General features: G+C 28.9%; 16 protein-coding genes and 1 tRNA gene. 2 read left to right on the top strand and 15 right to left on the bottom strand.

The window, feature by feature from the left end:
* Nucleotides 1-20 precede the first annotated feature (20 nt).
* Nucleotides 21-1,262, bottom strand: coding sequence for an aminotransferase class I/II-fold pyridoxal phosphate-dependent enzyme (locus HMPREF2852_RS00125; RefSeq protein WP_070604848.1), 1,242 nt, complete (start codon nt 1,260-1,262; stop codon nt 21-23).
* A gap of 123 nt (nt 1,263-1,385) precedes the next feature.
* Here HMPREF2852_RS00125 and msrB point away from each other — a divergent pair, with 123 nt between their 5' ends.
* Nucleotides 1,386-1,823, top strand: coding sequence for a peptide-methionine (R)-S-oxide reductase MsrB (gene msrB / locus HMPREF2852_RS00120; protein WP_070604845.1), 438 nt, complete (start codon nt 1,386-1,388; stop codon nt 1,821-1,823).
* Between the two features lie 102 nt (nt 1,824-1,925).
* Here msrB and HMPREF2852_RS00115 read toward each other — a convergent pair whose 3' ends face one another.
* From HMPREF2852_RS00115 to HMPREF2852_RS00050, 14 genes are all read right to left on the bottom strand, one after another.
* Entirely contained in the window at nt 1,926-3,038 is a 1,113-nt protein-coding gene (locus HMPREF2852_RS00115) for a uroporphyrinogen decarboxylase family protein (RefSeq protein ID WP_261667757.1), read from the bottom strand.
* Between the two features lie 11 nt (nt 3,039-3,049).
* The gene (locus HMPREF2852_RS00110; RefSeq protein ID WP_070604839.1) at nt 3,050-4,165 is read right to left on the bottom strand and encodes a uroporphyrinogen decarboxylase family protein; all 1,116 of its coding nucleotides are present in this window, start codon (nt 4,163-4,165) and stop codon (nt 3,050-3,052) included.
* Nucleotides 4,166-4,174: 9 nt separating this feature from the next.
* Complete coding sequence (locus tag HMPREF2852_RS00105) at nt 4,175-4,687, bottom strand: hypothetical protein (RefSeq protein ID WP_070604835.1); 513 nt, start codon at nt 4,685-4,687, stop codon at nt 4,175-4,177.
* A complete protein-coding gene (locus tag HMPREF2852_RS00100; protein WP_070604832.1) occupies nt 4,688-5,113 on the bottom strand; it encodes a DUF4430 domain-containing protein in 426 nt (141 codons plus the stop codon).
* 10 nt (nt 5,114-5,123) lie between these two features.
* Nucleotides 5,124-6,695, bottom strand: a complete 1,572-nt coding sequence (locus HMPREF2852_RS00095; RefSeq protein ID WP_070604828.1) for an ASKHA domain-containing protein — start codon at nt 6,693-6,695, stop codon at nt 5,124-5,126.
* A complete protein-coding gene (locus HMPREF2852_RS00090) occupies nt 6,685-7,341 on the bottom strand; it encodes a corrinoid protein (RefSeq protein ID WP_070604824.1) in 657 nt (218 codons plus the stop codon). Before HMPREF2852_RS00090 ends, HMPREF2852_RS00095 begins: the two co-directional genes overlap by 11 nt.
* Nucleotides 7,342-8,115: a uroporphyrinogen decarboxylase family protein gene (locus HMPREF2852_RS00085; RefSeq protein ID WP_070604822.1), complete on the bottom strand. Its 774-nt coding sequence runs from the start codon at nt 8,113-8,115 to the stop codon at nt 7,342-7,344.
* A gap of 283 nt (nt 8,116-8,398) precedes the next feature.
* Nucleotides 8,399-9,574 (bottom strand): NAD(P)-dependent malic enzyme, encoded by a 1,176-nt coding sequence (locus tag HMPREF2852_RS00080; protein ID WP_070604819.1) that lies wholly within the window; start codon nt 9,572-9,574, stop codon nt 8,399-8,401.
* Between the two features lie 10 nt (nt 9,575-9,584).
* Nucleotides 9,585-10,943: a class II fumarate hydratase gene (locus HMPREF2852_RS00075; protein WP_070604816.1), complete on the bottom strand. Its 1,359-nt coding sequence runs from the start codon at nt 10,941-10,943 to the stop codon at nt 9,585-9,587.
* Nucleotides 10,944-10,957: 14 nt separating this feature from the next.
* On the bottom strand, nt 10,958-11,866 hold the full coding sequence (locus HMPREF2852_RS00070) for a LysR family transcriptional regulator (protein WP_070604814.1): 909 nt from the start codon (nt 11,864-11,866) through the stop codon (nt 10,958-10,960).
* An 8-nt stretch (nt 11,867-11,874) separates the two neighbouring features.
* Entirely contained in the window at nt 11,875-12,591 is a 717-nt protein-coding gene (locus HMPREF2852_RS00065; protein ID WP_070604811.1) for an aspartate/glutamate racemase family protein, read from the bottom strand.
* A 2-nt stretch (nt 12,592-12,593) separates the two neighbouring features.
* On the bottom strand, nt 12,594-13,898 hold the full coding sequence (locus tag HMPREF2852_RS00060) for a dicarboxylate/amino acid:cation symporter (protein ID WP_070604808.1): 1,305 nt from the start codon (nt 13,896-13,898) through the stop codon (nt 12,594-12,596).
* A gap of 30 nt (nt 13,899-13,928) precedes the next feature.
* Nucleotides 13,929-15,347, bottom strand: a complete 1,419-nt coding sequence (locus HMPREF2852_RS00055) for an aspartate ammonia-lyase (RefSeq protein ID WP_070604805.1) — start codon at nt 15,345-15,347, stop codon at nt 13,929-13,931.
* Between the two features lie 422 nt (nt 15,348-15,769).
* A tRNA-Leu gene (locus tag HMPREF2852_RS00050) sits at nt 15,770-15,859 on the bottom strand.
* A gap of 84 nt (nt 15,860-15,943) precedes the next feature.
* Between HMPREF2852_RS00050 and HMPREF2852_RS00045 the strand changes: the two genes are divergently transcribed.
* Nucleotides 15,944-16,651, top strand: coding sequence for a glycerophosphodiester phosphodiesterase family protein (locus HMPREF2852_RS00045; RefSeq protein ID WP_070604802.1), 708 nt, complete (start codon nt 15,944-15,946; stop codon nt 16,649-16,651).
* Nucleotides 16,652-16,691: the final 40 nt, after the last annotated feature.

The raw sequence follows: 16,691 nt of genomic DNA, 5'->3' as shown, positions 1-16,691 counted from the left end.
ATTTTATTTTTCTAAGCTTTTTAATTATTTATCTCATCCATTGTATCTTTTATAAGTTTTGGAGAAATTTTGCATTTTTCTTCGCTTACTGCACATACTGCAAATCTTAATCCTTCTTTGTTTGCAACTATATACATATCTTTTTCTTTTAATTTTTCTGCGATTTTTTTAGAATTTTTGCAAGGAATTGATATGAAAAATCCTCCAAAATATGGAAGGGTAACAAGTCCTACTTTTTTTGAATTTTCTGTGAAGGCTTTGGCTCTTTTTTCAAGCATTATTCTGTAAAATTCTAGTTCTTTTTCGTAAGATTTTTTCTTTTTCTCATCTTTTTCTAAATCTACCAATATATTCATTCCTGCATGAGTTATATTTGACCAAATCGCCCTGTTTGAGTGTTTCATTGAATCAAAAACTTGATTTGCAATTTCTTCATTTGACGAAACAATTATACAAGCTCCTGACCTTAGTCCATAAGCTGTGTAGGATTTACTCATTGAATAAGCAATTGTTGTGATAATATTTTCTGGCAATTCTCCAAATTTTTGAAAAAATTTCTTTTGCCTTCCATCTCCTGCAAATTCAATGTAGGCAACATCTAGTAAAATCGTAATATATTTTCCATAAGTTGCTCTATCTTTTATAATTTCTAAAATTTTATCCCACATAGAATCTTCAATTGTAAATCCTGTTGGATTATTTGCAGGCGAATTAAAAACGCACACTACCCTATCTTTTTTTTCCAAAGAAAAATCCAAGGCTTTTGTAAATTCTTTTAAATTAAATTCAAAATTTTCATCCAAAAATTCATAAGTCAAAAATTCTCTATTGTATTCTTCGCACATTGTGGCGTAAGCTGGCCAATACCAATTTGGGCAAATTACATAATCTCCCACACCTGATAAAGTCCAAATCGTATGTCTTACTGCTCCACTTCCCCCAGCTGTTGCAACTGATTTTATAAATCCATTTGGTTTGTAAGCTCCAAAACATTTTTCAATTACTAGATCCAAAAATTCTTTGTCGCCTTCTATCGCTCCATAGCTTGCTATATCTTTTTTGTCCATATTTTTTAAAGTATCATAAACGCTATCAAATGCAATAATATTTCCATCATCATCGATTAAAGTTCCCAAAGTGGAATTTATAATTTTATCTTTTCCTTTTTTTGCTATTGCTTTTTTACACTCTCCGCTAATTTTAAAAATTGCATCTTCAAGTCTAGGCCATTTCGCATGGTCTGCTATAATATTTTTCCCCATAATTTATCTCCATTTTTCATTATTATTGAAAATATTGTATCACTAATTAATTCATTTTAAAAGTAAATAAAAATTATTGCCTAAATTATTATAAATTAGTAAAATATTTGTAAGGGGGATATTATGGATGAGAAAATAAAAAAAGATAAACTCAATAAGATTTCTAAATTATCTTATGAGGTTACTCAAAAATCTTACACAGAAAAACCTTTTTCTAGTATCTACAATGATTTTTATAAGGATGGAATTTATGTAGATATAATTAGCGGAGAGGTTTTATTTTCATCTTTAGATAAGTTTGATTCAGGTTGTGGCTGGCCTTCTTTTACAAAGCCACTAGAAAATAATATAAAAGAAAATGAGGACTTATCTCATGGAATGATAAGAACAGAAGTAAAATCCAAAAATGCAAATTCACATCTGGGCCACGTTTTTCCTGACGGACCAAAAGAAAAAGGCGGACTAAGATATTGCATAAACGGCGCAAGCCTTAGATTTATTCCAAAAAAGAAATTAAAAGAAGAAGGATATGAAGAATATCTAATTTTGTTTGAAAATTAAAAATATATTTTCAAACAAAAATTTTTATATATTTTGATAGACAAAAAATAAATGAGCCTCAAATTTTATTTTGAAAATTTTTGGCTCACTTTTTATAATTTTTTAATCATTTATAGCTTCTGGCATCTCGCCTAATTTTGCATTTTTGCCGTATTTATTTATTGCATAAATAAAGGCATCTAAATTTTCTATTGGCGTTTTTACAGGAGAACCGCAACCAGTTGCTGCTATATATCCACATTTTGAGTCAGCTGCTTTTTTTATGCAAGTTTTTACTGATTCTATTACATCATCAATTGATCCATAGCGCATTACTTCTACTGGAGGAATATTTCCTACAACAATTAATTTATCTTCAATTTCTTTTTTACATTCTTCTAAGTCTTCACAATTATCAACTGAGAAAAAATCTATATCCAAGTCCTTAAAATATTTCCATTGTTTTTTTGTGTGACCGCAAATATGTAAGTTTGCCTTAATTCCATTTAATTCGTAATAAGCGCTCAATTGTTTTTTCAAATATGGCATAGAAAATTCTTCAACTTGTTTTGGGCTTAAAATATCATCGCAACCAACTGGATCTACAACCATGACACTTGTTGGTCCAAATTCTTTTTTGAAAGCTTTCGCCCATTTCATATTTGCTTCAAAACAAAAATCTAATAATTCTTTTACTCCTTGGGGATTTTTTCTCAAATCTCTCAAAAGTTTTTCGATTGGTCTAATGGCGGCGGCCGTTGTTATTGGCCCTGGAATTTCTGTTTCTATTGCCATATTTGGAAATCTTTCTTTTTGAATTCTTGCTCTTTCTAATTTCGGAGCTAAAATTTTATTTGTAAAAGGATCTGGCAAATCAATTAAATTCATATCAAGCTTATCATCCATTACAAATTCTTCAATGTAATCAATGTCATCTTCTGGAAAAATTAATTTTGAACCGACAGCATGGCCCATAGTCCTAAGACTTAATTCTTCTGTTAGACCTACAATTTTATACTTATCGTATTTGTATTGGACAATATCTGATAATTTATCCACATCTTCCATATCGCTGATTGTATAATTTAGATGATTTGCAATAATTCTATTTGTACTCATAATTGCAAATGGAATATGGTCAACTCTTTCGCCGCTTAAATATTTGGATATTCTTTCTGAAGAAGTAATTTCTGGTTTATAATTTTTCATCTCTTCTTTAAGTTCTTCTTTGTTCATAAATCCTCCCATTAATCTTCCCACACAGCTTGTGGAATTTCTCCTAATTTTGCATCTTTTCCATATTTTTGTACTGCATAGACAAAAGCATCCAAATTTTCTTTTGGAGTTTTTGCAGGAGTTGCACACCCTGTTGCACAAATAAATCCCATTTTATTATCTGCACCTTTTTTTATACAAGATTTTACAGAATTTATTACATCATCCACGCTACCATTTCTCATTACATCAACTGGCGGAACATTTCCCATTAAGGATAATTTATCTTGAATTATTTCTTTACATTCACTAAGGTCATGACAATTGTCAAGACTAAATGATCCAATTTGTAAATTTGTAAGATTTTCCCATTGCCTTTTTGTGTGACCACAAATATGAAGATTTGCCTTTATATTATTAACTTTATAAATCCTGTCAGTCAATTCTTTTAAATATGGAAAGGAAAATTCTTTTACTTGTTTTGGGCTTAAAATATCATCGCATGAAACTGGATCTGCAATCATCACTCCCACATCTCCAAATTCTTTATTAAAAACTTCAATCCATTTCATATTTGCTTCCAAAACAAAATCCAACAATTCTTTTACTCCTTGGGGATTTTTTCTCAAATCTCTCAAAAGTTTTTCAATGGGCATAAGGGCTGAAAGAACGGTCATTGGTCCTGCTACAAAAGTAGAAATTTTATGGTCTGGGAAATTTTCTTTGAGCCTTCTTGCATTATCAATTTTTCTTTTTAAAAATTTATTTTTGCAGGGATCTGGCATTTCTAATAAATCCATATCAATTTCATCTTCTAACAAATATTTTTCGACATGGTCTATATCATTTTCTGGAAAAATTCCACTTGAACCAAGGGCATAGCCCATTGCCCTAAGATTTAAACCTTTAGAAATTCCATAAACTTTATATTCTTGGCATCTTTTTTTAATAATTTCTATTAAATTTTCAATTTGGTCTGTTTCTTTTAATGTATATCCCAAATTCATTCCATAAGCCATATCAAGACTCATTAAATTAAATGGCAAGTGGTCAACTCGCTCTCCTTTAAAATAAGCTTTTAATCTTTCGTCTGATGTCATTTCTGGTTTATAATGTGAAATTTCTTTTTGAAGTTTTATTTTATCCATCATCTCTCCTTAATTTTTAAAATGCTTTTCTCCCGTAATATATTTTTCAAGCCTAAAGATAAGAAAAATATATATTACAATATTTCCAACCATGTGATTAATATCAAAAGGAATTGATCCAGCATAAAGTCCAAAAAAAGTAAAAATATTTCCACTCATAAATAAGACTTGCATTACAGTAATAAAAAATCCATAAATAAATCCAGAAATCCCTAGAGCAATTGCCTTATTTATTTTTGTTTTTTTAATTTTTATTTTGTTAAATATCATATAATTTGAAATTCCCAAAATCCCAAAATCCAAAACTTGAAATATAACCCAATAACCAAAACCAAGAAAAAAACTTGTTATAATCATAGTAGTCGCATTTACAACCAAAGATTCGTCAAGCTTTCCATTTATTGCAAGAATTAAAATTATATCTGATAATATTTGGACATTTGGAATTAATTTCAAATATATCCTTGTGATTACGCAAATTGCACAAATACCTGCAAGCCTTGTAAGTTTTTTTGTATCCATCTACATTTGTTCGAATCTAAATTCTATTTGGTCATTTTCTTTTGGAAGGTAATCGCCAATTCCAACTTCAGCCATTTCTCCATTTACATAATACATCCAATATTGATTTTTTTCTTTATCTTGTTTTATTCCTTCAAGTTCTGTCATCATTCCGTCTTCAAATTTTGCCTTGTGATTTTCTTCAAGATATTTTTGAAGACCATCCTTATTAATTTTTCCATCTTCTTTTAAAATTTCTTTGTCATTTACTGTATCTTTAATTAAAATACTTACGCTTGTGATCTCTTTTTTTTCGTTAGACTCAATACTTACAATATTTGATGGGTTTGAGTTATTAGAATTTTTTTCTTCATTTTTGTTCCCACATGAAGTAAGAGTTAAAGTTGTTAATGTAAGAACGGTTAATAATTTTTTGTAATTTTTCATTTTTTTCTCCTTAAAATTGCATTGCTTTCGCAAATTTTCTTTCATAATTTTTACTTGTTGCAAGGTCCAAATAAGTTATATTTTGGGATAATTCTTCCATTTCTTTAATTATATTTTCATTCATCAATGCCATATAGGCTCCGATTAGGGAAGAATTTCCAACATATCTTATCTTTTTTTCTATATTTTTTGGCAAGATTCCAACTCCTGTCAAATCTTCTTTTTTAAGATGACTTCCAAAGCCACCAGCAATTATTACAGAATTTAAATCTTCAATTTTTATATTTTCTTTTTCAAGAAGAATCAAAAACCCTGATAAAATCGCTCCTTTTGCAAGCTGAACTTGCCTAATGTCTTTTTGGCTGATATAAATATTTTCCTTTGAATCTAAAATTATAATTCTTTTTTTATTTTCATCTTCTCTTATAAATTTTTTCCTATAATCATCTTTTTCTAATTTTTCTGGATCTAAAATCCTTCCTCTTTTATTTACAAAATCTTTCTCAATGATTTGAGCTACTGAACTTAAAAGCCCACTTCCACAAATTCCTCTGGGATTTTTATTGTCTATTGTAGAAAAATTTATTTTTTTATTTTGAATTTTTAGCGAATCAATTGCCCCGCTTTCTGCTCGCATGCCACAAGAAATATTCATCCCCTCAAGGGCGGGACCTGCCGCAGTTGACGTAGCATAAAGTTTATCCTTTGTTTTTAAAACTATTTCTCCATTTGTTCCAATGTCGATAAAAAGTGTATTTTTTTTATTTTTTAAATCTGTCAAATATAGGCCTGCAACAATATCACTTCCCACAAAAGCAGAAACATTTGGGAGGGTATAAATTTTCGCTGAAATATTGATGCCTAGATCTTTAGAATCTATTTTTAAAGAATTTAAAAATTTTGCCTTATAAGGAAATTTTCCCAAAGATTTTGCATCTTCGCCTACTAGCATATGAAGCATGGTAGTATTTGCTCCAATTACAAGTTTTTTAATTTTGCTTCTTTCAATTTCGTTTTTTCTTACAAGCTCATCAATCAAATTATTTATTCTTTTTATTATTTCTTCTTGGAGTAAATTTTTACCATTTTCATTTTCATATTCAAAGCTAATTCTTGTCATAACGTCAAGGCCATATTTGACCTGAGAATTTATGGAAGAGATTTTATCTATTATTTTTCCATTTGATAAATCAACCAAGTACATAGCAAGACTTGTCGTTCCAATATCAAGACAAAGGCCATAGCCTTTATCAAATTTCATTTTAAAATCAGGAATTTCTCCATAATCTAAAATTTTAAAAGCTAAATTATCACCTAGAGTTTTAATTTTAAGGTCAGTTTTAGGAAAAGTTAAGCAAGCTAGTCGAATTTCTGAATTTATCTCATCATCGCTTAACAAATATTTTTCTAAAGATGTGATTGGATTAAGACTTCCCTTTAAAATTTTAATTTTACATTTTCCACAAGTCCCCTTGCCGTTACAAAAATTATCGATTTTTATATTATTTGCAAGTAGACTTTCTAGGATATTTTTTCCTTTTGAATCAATAATTTTATTCAAATTTTCAATTTCAATTTTCATGATTTTTAATTAAACTTTTTGCAACCTTTACTGCCTCATTTGCATTTTCACTGTAGGCATCAGCTCCAATATCTTTGGCAAAACTTTCAGAAACTGGGCCTCCACCAACCATTACAATAAATTGGTCGCGAATATTTCTTTCATTTAAAATATCAATTACTTTTTTCATATTTGCCATGGTAGTTGTCATAAGAGTTGACATCATAATAAATTGAGCCTTGTTTTTAATTGCCTCATCGACAAATTTTTCTGCTGGAACGTCTTTACCCAAATCAATCATATTAAAACCGTTGACTTCAAGCATCAATTTCACAAGGTTTTTCCCAATATCATGAGTATCGCCTTCAACAACTCCAATTACAGCTGTGGCAAGATTATTTTCCCCATAGCTTTCAATATTTTCTTTCAAAACATCAATGCCGTTATACATTGCATCTGAACAAATTAATAAGTCTGAAATAAAATATTCTTCCTCTTCAAAAAGTCTTCCAACCTCATTCATGCCCTTAATTAATCCATTAAAAATTGCATCTTCTGGATCATAACCTTCATTTAAATACTCACGGCACAAATCTCCTATTTCCTCATCTTCCATTTCAACAACCATCTTTGCCATTTTTTCTAAATATTCTTCTTTACTTGCCACTTATTCCTCCTTCAAAATTATTTTATTTACACTTTTAAATTTTTTATCTGCCAAATTCAAGCACCTATCTCCCAAAAAACATTTATTTTTATATAAAATATCTATATATTTTTTAGGACTTTCATATTCAATAGGAAAAAAATCTGCTTTAGCTAAATCGACAAGCATAAGGCTTGATTTTGGACAAAGATGAAAGGTAAAGGGATTTTCTTTTTGCAAAATTCTTATTTCTTTTAAAAATTTAAGCAAAAAATCATCCACATAATTTCCTACTTCTCTTGGACCAAATAATTTTATATCCAAAATACTTTCAGCAAAACTAAAAATTGTAATTCCCATCTCTTGCATCTTCTTGATATATTCAAGATAAATTTCAATAAATTCATCATAGAGAAAATTTAAATTTTCCCTATTTTTTCTCATAGCCCTCATTATCTTTTCTATTCCCAAAAGATTATCCAAAATAGCAAGAGGCCCTCTCATTTCAATTACAGTTTTTTTATCATCAATAATTTCTATGGCTTTAACCATCGCCTTGTATTCTTCTTTTTCATAATCCATTTCAAGTTTCACATCTTGAATTTTTTCAAAAATTGGTCTTGCATTTATTCCATTTTCAAATTCAACTCCCAAACAAAGAGAAATCATAGGAAGAAGGGGCAAAGAAATAAACTTTTCCCCACAAGCATAATCTGCCATTTTATTTGGATTTAATAAAATATCATAGCTAATAGGTTTTTGTGGATTGTCGATACATTTATAAGATCTAATCATAAAATCCCTCTCCAAAATCTGCACAAATTATTAAAAACAAAAAAATTAATGACTAAAATAGTTTCAAAATTTGATTTTAACTAAAATAATCATTAATCACATACTACATATCCAATTTAAAATTTAGATATTATTTATATCAATTTATCATTTAGGAAAACATTTGTCAAGTTGATGGCTTTAAATTAATTTTTTAAAAATAAATTTTCACAAAAAAATTCTCCCTCTTAATTTTAATAGGGAGAATTTAATTTATTTTTGCTTAAAATATTTTCTTATTTTTTTATTTTTGAGAAATTCCTTCTTCTCTTGCACATTTTGCTACAGCTTCTGCAACAACATCAGCAACTCCTAAATCAAATGCTGATGGTATTACGTAATCTTCTGAAATTTTTTCATCAGGAATTAAACTTGCAATAGCTTCTGCTGCTGCAACTTTCATTTTTTCTGTAATTTTTGTTGCATGAACTGACAAAGCTCCTTTAAAAAGTCCAGGGAAAGCTAGAACATTATTAACTTGGTTTGGATAATCGCTTCTTCCTGTTCCAACAACTCTTGCTCCTGCTTCTTTTGCATCTTCATAAGTAATTTCTGGATCTGGATTTGCCATAGCCAAAACTATTGGATCACGTCTCATTGATTTTACCATTTCCTTACTTACTTTATTTGGTACAGAAACTCCTACAAAAATATCAGCATCTGCCATCGCTTCTTCTAATGTTAAATTTTTATTTTCTTTGTTTGTTTCTTTAGCAAGTTTGTTGTATAAATCTTTTGAATATTTTTCGTCTTCTCTTAAAATTCCTCTAGAATTAAAAGCATATATATCATTAATTCCAAAATCATTTAACATTCTTACAATTGATGAACCTGCAGCTCCTACTCCTGAAATTACCACATTACATTCTTCTGGTTTTTTATTTACAAGTTTTAAAGAATTAATTAAAGCTGCAATTGTAACTATTGCTGTTCCGTGTTGGTCGTCGTGAAAAACCGGAATATCTAATTCTTCTTTTAATCTTGTCTCAATTTCTATACATCTTGGAGATGAAATATCTTCAAGATTTACTCCGCCAAAAGTTGGAGAAACTTGTTTTACAAATTTTATAATTTCTTCAGTATCTGTTGTATCAATTACAAGAGGAACTGCATTAAGTCCACCAAATTTTTTAAACAAACAAGCTTTTCCTTCCATTACAGGAAGTGCTGCTTTTGGTCCAATATTTCCAAGTCCCAACACAGCTGTTCCATCAGAAATAACTGCAATTGTATTTGCTTTTCCAGTATAAACGTAAGCATCGTCTTCATTTTCGTGGATTTTTTTACAAGGTTCAGCAACTCCTGGAGAATATACTAAAGATAAATCATCTTTGTTCTCCAATTTTGTTTTTAATTCTGTTGAAATTTTTCCTTGAATCTCTTTGTGTAAGTCAAGTGCTTTTTCTTTTAGATTTTCCATTATTTTCTCCTTATACCATTTTTTCTGGTTTTACTATTTCATCAAATTCTTCATCGCTTAAATATTTTAATTCGTGACAAGCTTGTTTTAATGTTAAATTATTTTTATAAGCATATTTTGCAATTTTACTTGCCTTATCATATCCAATATGTGGAGATAAACTTGTTACAAGCATAAGAGAATTTTCTAAATTTTTTGCAATATTTTTTTCATTTGCAACAAGTCCTTCTAATAATTTTTCCCTAAAACATTTTAATGATTTAGACAAAAGCGTAATTGAATTGTCCATTGAATGAATTATCAAAGGCATATAAGTATTTAATTGCAATTGACCTTGGGTGTTTGCCATTGAAATTGCAAAATCATTTGCCATTATTTTTATACAAACCATAGTAATTGATTCAACTTGAGTTGGATTTACTTTTCCCGGCATAATTGATGAGCCTGGTTCGTTTGCAGGAATTGTAAGCTCACTTATTCCACATCTTGGACCACAAGATAAAAATCTTATATCATTTGCAATTTTATAAAGATCAGTTGCAAGGGCCTTGATTGTTCCGTGAACATTTACAAGAGCAGATTTTGATGACAATTGGTAAAATTTATTCTCATCAGATTTAAATTCAAAACCATAAAAATCTGAAAGCTCTTTTGCCATTTCATCTCCAAATTCTTTTTTTGCATTTATTCCTGTTCCAACTGCAGTACCACCTATAGCAAGGTAGGTCAATTCTTCTTTTACTTCTTTTAAAACTTTCAAATCTCTTTCAAGGCACACTCTCCAAGCAGAAATTTCCTGGGAAAGTTTTAAAGGAGTTGCATCTTGAAGATGGGTTCTTCCTGTTTTTATTATATTTTTATTTTCATCTTCCAATTTTTTTATTGTATCAATTGTTTTTGGTAATTCATCTAACAATTTTTCTGATAAATTTTTGTAAGTTGAAAGATGCATTGCTGTTGGGAAAACATCATTTGAAGATTGGCTCATATTTACATGGTCGTTTGGATGAATTATTTTTTCATTTTCATTTGCAATATGGCTTATAACTTCATTGACATTCATATTTGTTTGAGTGCCAGAGCCTGTTTGCCAAACTGTTAATGGAAATTCATTGTCAAATTCTCCCTTTAAAATTCTATCGCAAGCTTTTACAATCAAATCTTTTTTCTTATCATCTAATTTTTTTTCTTTATTATTAACAATAGCTGCACATCTTTTTATACTTGCTATTGCCATAATTTGAGAATGTGGCATTTTTTCAACTTCTTGAGGAAAATTTTCTAAAGATCTTTCAGTTTGTGCTCCCCAAAAATGATTAGCTGGAACATTTACTATCCCTAGAGAATCTTCTTCTTGTCTGTATTTCATTTTTTACCTCGATTTTAAAATTCTTCTTTAGCGTATCTTTTTAACCTATCTATAAATATTTTTGCAATAGTTTTTAATTTGTGATTTTTGGAATAATTTATCATAGCAGTTCTTGATGATAAGCCTTCTTTTAATTTAAAATATATAAGATCATCCTTTTTTTCTTTTAGCATTTTTTCAGGCAAAATGGCAAGCCCCATATTTTCTCTTACACATTTTTCAGCTATAAATATTGAATCTGTTTTAAAAACTGTATTCAAAGAATTATCTGTAAATTCATCAAGCTCTTGGTATTGCAAAATAAGATTTTGCCCTTTTTTCATTCTTATAATATTTTGCCCTGCAAGTTTTTTGGCACTAATTGTTTTTATTTTTCCTTTGCCTAATAAATCATTTTTTAATTTATTTTCTTTTGACATAGCCAAATATACATCTTCTCTATAAAGATTTATGCTTTCCAAATCATCAAACCTATCAGTTTCATAAGTTATTGAAAAATCACACAAACCATTTAGGGCAAAAGTGTTTAACTGATTAGTTTTTGCTTCTAATAAATTTATTTTAATTCCTGGATAATCTTCATTAAAATCTTTTAAAACTTTTGATAGGAAAAAATAAGTTTGATAATCGGTAGAACCAATTGATAGCTCTCCGATTTTCAACTTATTTATTTCTTCAATTTTTAAAAGAGTATTTTCTTTTAATTTTTCTATATCTTCAAGGGACTTTTTATAAATTATGCCAGCCTCAGTAAGTTTTATAGGTTTAAAATCCCTATTAAATATTTCAACTCCCAATTTTTTCTCAATCCTAATGATGTGTTGACTTAAAGCTGATTGGGAAATATAAATTTTTTTTGAGGCTGCGGTAATAGAACCATATTTTAAAATAGCTCTAATATATTCCAAGTCCATCTCTGACATATTTACTCCTAAATTTCTATATTTTTTTGAAGTTTAAGTCCTAACTTCAAACTTTCATTTACCAATTCTTTTTCACTATCAATTAATGGATAAAGATTTGAATTTTCATCTTTGCTATTTATATATGAAGCTTCTGTGCATCCTATAATTATATAATCGCATCCTTGATCCATCATTTCTTTCAAAGTGTTGTGGTACCTTTCAAAATTAATTGTCCCTTTTTCTTTTACATCATCATAAAGACATTCATTTATATTATCTTGAATTTTTCTTGATGAAACAAAGATTTTGTGACCACATTTTTCTATTATATTATTAAATAATTTACTTTTTATCGTTCCTTCTGTTGCAAAAATTCCAATTGTAGAAGGCTTTTTGATTTTATTTAATTTATTTTCAACAAGCTCAATCATATTTATGATTGGTTTTTTTGTTAATTTTTGTAAATCATCATAGAAAAAATGTGCTGTGTTACAAGTAATCACATAAAAATCTGGATTTAATTTATCAACACTTTCTATATCTTCTTTTAGAAAATCAAATGGATTTTCTTTTGATTTTTTTAATATAAAGGAAGTCCTATCAGGAATTGTGGCGTGGTTTACTACCAAATAATTTAAATATTCTTGATCTGAGCTTGGCTTATAAGCTTCATTTAAATCATTTAAAAAATTTGTTGTAGCCAAAGTTCCCATTCCTCCCAAAATCACAAAGAAATTTTTCATAATTAAAAATCAACCTCTTCCATTTCTGGTTTTTCATCAGATAAATATCTATTTTTATCTAATAAGTTTTCTTTAGTTGCAGAAACAAATGTTGACACAACATCTCCTGTTACGTTAAGTGCTGTTCTAAACATATCTACAATTCTTTCAACACTCATAATTAAGCTTACGCCTTCTACTGGAAGACCTACTGATGAAAGAACCATTGATAGCATTATCATTCCACTTCCTGGAACTCCTGCTGTACCAATTGATGATAAAACAGCTGTCAATACTACTGTAACTAAATTTCCAAATGTCAAATCTATTCCATAAGCATTTGCTATAAATATTACTGCGCATCCTTGATAAATTGCTGTACCATTCATGTTGATTGTTGCTCCTAGTGGAATTGTAAATGATGAAATTTCTCTAGGAACTCCAAGTGTATCACATGATGAAAGTGTTAATGGTATTGTTGCATTTGATGATGCAGATGAAAAAGCAAAAGTATAAACTGGGAATACTTTTTTCAAAAAATGACTAGGACTTGTCTTTGATGTAATTACAATTAATGGTATGTAAGCTAAAACTATCAATATTACCATTGAGCCTAATACTGATCCCAAAAATGTAAGAAGTGGTCCTACTATGCCAAGTCCTATATCTGTAAATGTTCTAGCAATTAGAGCAAATACACCGATTGGTGCAGCCTTCATTACTAAAGCTGTAACTTTCATCATAAAATCATTTCCAACATTCATAAAGTCTTCTAATAATTTTAATTCTTTACCAAATCTTCCTATAACTATACCAGACAAAAATGCCCAGAAAATTACTTGGAGCATATCTCCGTTTGCCAAAGATTCTATAGGATTTTTTGGAATTATATTTACCAAAGTTTCTATTAATGTTGGGGCTTCTTTCGCATCTGCTGCAGGCGCTGCTGATTTTGTAGCCTCAGCAAGATTCATTCCAACGCCTGGTTTTAATAATTTTGCTATAAATAATGCAATGGCAATTGCAAGTGCAGTAGTTATCAAATATAAAACAAGAGTTCTTATAGCAACTCTTCCAAATTGTGAAACATCCCTCATTTGCATAACACCTGTACCAATTGAGAAAAATACAAGTGGTACTACAAGCATTTGTAATAATCTAACAAAGCCTTGACCAAATAAGAAAAATACTCCATCAATCAAAACAGATTTTTTAAAAAATCCGTCGGGTACTATATAATGAAGTCCTATACCTACTACAAGACCTATGAGCATTGATAACAATATTTTTTTAGTTGCGCTCATTTTTTTATTTTCATTTGTAGTCATCTTATCCTCCTAATATTTATTATCTAAAATTTATTTTTCTTCCAATTTGTCCTCTTCTAAGATTCCAGGTGTGATCATTTTTTTGAAATCTAAAATCTTATCGAGTTCATCTTCTCCTAATAATTTTTCTTCAAGAACAATTTCTCTTACAGTTTTTCCACTCTCTTGTGCCTTGTGTGCAATCTTACTTGATTTTTCATATCCAATATGTGGGGCAAGGGCTGTAACAAGTCCTACACATTTTTCAACTTCTTCTAATAATAATTCTTTATTAGCAGTTATACCATCAATACAATTAACTCTTAATGTATAAATTGCACCCTTTAAAGCTCTTAGTGATTCAAAAAGTTTATAAAATATTACAGGCTCAAAAGCATTAAGTTCAAGTTGTCCAGCTTCAACTGCCATTGTAACAGTAGTATCATTTCCACAAACTGCAAAAGCAACTTGGCTTACAACTTCTGGGATTACAGGATTTATTTTTCCAGGCATTATTGAAGAACCTGCTTGTCTAACTGGCAAATTAATATCGCCAATTCCTGTTTGAGGACCTGAAGACATTAGTCTTAAATCGTTAGAAATTTTTGAAAGTGAAACCGCAAAAGTTTTTAAAATTGATGAAGCATATAAAAATCCGTCCAAATTTTGTGTGCCATCAACCAAATCTTCTGCTTGTTTTAAATCAAGACCTGTTACATCTTTTAAAACACCAACAATTTCTTTTACATAAGTTCTATCTGCATTAAGACCTGTTCCAATTGCAGTAGCTCCCAAATTTACATTTGATAATTCATCAATAGCTTTTTGAATTCTCTTATAATCTCTTTTAATTACAGAATGATAAGCATTAAATTCTTGACCTAAACTTATAGGAACAGCATCTTGCAATTGAGTACGACCCATTTTGTAAACATCTTTAAATTCATCCGCTTTTTTTTCAAAAGATTTTAAAAGTTTTTCACATTCATCTTTAAGTTCAATAAAATATCTAACAAGAGCAATCTTTCCACTTGTTGGAATAACATCATTCGTTGATTGCCCCTTATTTACATCATCATTTGGATGAACCTTATCATAAACGCCAAGTCCACCACCAAGTTTTTCATTTGCAATATTTGCGATGATTTCGTTAGTATTCATATTATAACTTGTTCCAGCTCCACCTTGAATTGGATCAACAATAAAATTATCCCTATATTCTCCAGCAAGAATTTTATCACAAGCATAAACAATAGCATCCTTTTGCTCTTTTGAAATTAAATCTAATTTTTCATTTTCAAAAGCTGCAGCCTTTTTAACTTCAACCATAGCATCCAAAAATTTATCATCAGCTTTAAGACCTGTTATTGGGAAATTTTCCTCAGCTCTTTTGGCATTAGCACCATAATAAGCATTTTCTAAAATATCCATTTCACCAACAGAATCATGTTCTCTACGAAACTTAGTCATTATTTCCTCCATAAATTCACTAAGCGATTTTCAATTTCTAATTTCAAATCACTTACAATTATAATAAATATTAGTAGCTTTTTTCAAATATAATTATATAGAAAACGTTTTTAATAGTAAAATTATTAATTTATAATCACCACCATAAGTCAAAACTTATAACGTCTATATTTAAAGTACTAGACTTCATAGATATTTGAAATTTTTAAAAATTTTTTTCATAAATCCATTAAAAACAAAAAAGGAAAAAGATTTTCCTTTTAGATAAATTTATAACTATTTATTTTCGTAAGTTGCTTATTAATTTTAAATTAAAAGTGAATTTTTTTAAATATTTTATAGGAAAAATCAAAAAATATATTTTAAAAACGAAAATTTAAAAATAGGCACAAAAAAAGCACTCAATTTTGAGTGCATAAATTTGGTGCAGGATAGAAGATTTGAACTTCCACGTCCTAAAATCGGACACAAGATCCTTAGTCTTGCGCGTCTGCCAATTCCGCCAATCCTGCAAGTACTTAAATATAATACCAAGTTCTAAATGTCTTGTCAAATATTTATATTTTTATTTTGGGTATAAATTACTAGGAGGTTTTATGAAAATTATTGCGCACAGGGGCTTTTCTTCCCTTTATCCAGAAAATACTATGTTAGCATTTAAAAAAGCTTATGAAATGGGAGTTTATGCTATAGAGCTTGATGTTCATTTATCAAAAAATAAGGAATTAATTATAATTCACGATGAAAAAATTGACAGAACAAGTGATGGTTCTGGTTTTATAAAAGATCATAGCTTAGAAGAATTACAAATTTATTCTTTTTCTTACAACAAGGATTTTGAAAATATAAAAATTTCTGATATTGATGAATATTTTTCTTATTTTAAAGACAAGGATATTATTACAAATATTGAAGTAAAAACAAATGTAATTGAATACGAAAATATTGAAAAACTTTTGATGGGAAAAATTTATGCTTATGGCTTGGTCGATAAAATTATTATTTCTTCTTTTAATTTAAATTCTTTAAAGAAAATTAGAGAAATTGACACTGAAATCCCTCTTGCCTATTTGACTAGCAAAAAAGTTGATAATATTAAAAATCTTTGTAAGGATTTAAATTTGCAATATTATCATCCAAAAAATACTGCCGTTAGTCAAAAAGAAATTATTGATTTGAAAAATATGGGAGTTTTGACTAATATTTGGTTTTCAAATAAAAAGGAAGATTATGAAAAATTAGAAATTTTAAATCCAAATGGAATTATTACAAATCATGTTGAAAAATTTATAAAAAAAATCTAGCAAAATGCTAGATTCAGACTGTAGACAAAGTAGATGAAAA

Source organism: Anaerococcus sp. HMSC065G05 (genome assembly GCF_001812365.1).
In the GTDB taxonomy this organism is placed as follows: Bacteria; Bacillota; Clostridia; order Tissierellales; family Peptoniphilaceae; genus Anaerococcus; species Anaerococcus vaginalis.
The sequence above is the reverse complement of the archived record's forward strand: the minus strand, read 5'-3'. Positions and strand labels throughout refer to the sequence as shown.

Excerpts from the sequence above, each read along its gene's own strand:
- HMPREF2852_RS00055 (WP_070604805.1), bottom strand. The coding sequence starts at position 15,347 with ATGACTAAGTTTCGTAGAGAACATGATTCTGTTGGTGAAATGGATATT.
- HMPREF2852_RS00070 (WP_070604814.1), bottom strand. The coding sequence starts at position 11,866 with ATGTCAGAGATGGACTTGGAATATATTAGAGCTATTTTAAAATATGGT.
- HMPREF2852_RS00105 (WP_070604835.1), bottom strand. The coding sequence starts at position 4,687 with ATGGATACAAAAAAACTTACAAGGCTTGCAGGTATTTGTGCAATTTGC.
- HMPREF2852_RS00065 (WP_070604811.1), bottom strand. The coding sequence starts at position 12,591 with ATGAAAAATTTCTTTGTGATTTTGGGAGGAATGGGAACTTTGGCTACA.
- HMPREF2852_RS00045 (WP_070604802.1), top strand. The coding sequence starts at position 15,944 with ATGAAAATTATTGCGCACAGGGGCTTTTCTTCCCTTTATCCAGAAAAT.
- HMPREF2852_RS00125 (WP_070604848.1), bottom strand. The coding sequence starts at position 1,262 with ATGGGGAAAAATATTATAGCAGACCATGCGAAATGGCCTAGACTTGAA.
- HMPREF2852_RS00060 (WP_070604808.1), bottom strand. The coding sequence starts at position 13,898 with ATGACTACAAATGAAAATAAAAAAATGAGCGCAACTAAAAAAATATTG.
- HMPREF2852_RS00075 (WP_070604816.1), bottom strand. The coding sequence starts at position 10,943 with ATGAAATACAGACAAGAAGAAGATTCTCTAGGGATAGTAAATGTTCCA.
- msrB (WP_070604845.1), top strand. The coding sequence starts at position 1,386 with ATGGATGAGAAAATAAAAAAAGATAAACTCAATAAGATTTCTAAATTA.
- HMPREF2852_RS00095 (WP_070604828.1), bottom strand. The coding sequence starts at position 6,695 with ATGAAAATTGAAATTGAAAATTTGAATAAAATTATTGATTCAAAAGGA.
- HMPREF2852_RS00080 (WP_070604819.1), bottom strand. The coding sequence starts at position 9,574 with ATGGAAAATCTAAAAGAAAAAGCACTTGACTTACACAAAGAGATTCAA.
- HMPREF2852_RS00085 (WP_070604822.1), bottom strand. The coding sequence starts at position 8,115 with ATGATTAGATCTTATAAATGTATCGACAATCCACAAAAACCTATTAGC.
- HMPREF2852_RS00100 (WP_070604832.1), bottom strand. The coding sequence starts at position 5,113 with ATGAAAAATTACAAAAAATTATTAACCGTTCTTACATTAACAACTTTA.
- HMPREF2852_RS00115 (WP_261667757.1), bottom strand. The coding sequence starts at position 3,038 with ATGAACAAAGAAGAACTTAAAGAAGAGATGAAAAATTATAAACCAGAA.
- HMPREF2852_RS00110 (WP_070604839.1), bottom strand. The coding sequence starts at position 4,165 with ATGGATAAAATAAAACTTCAAAAAGAAATTTCACATTATAAACCAGAA.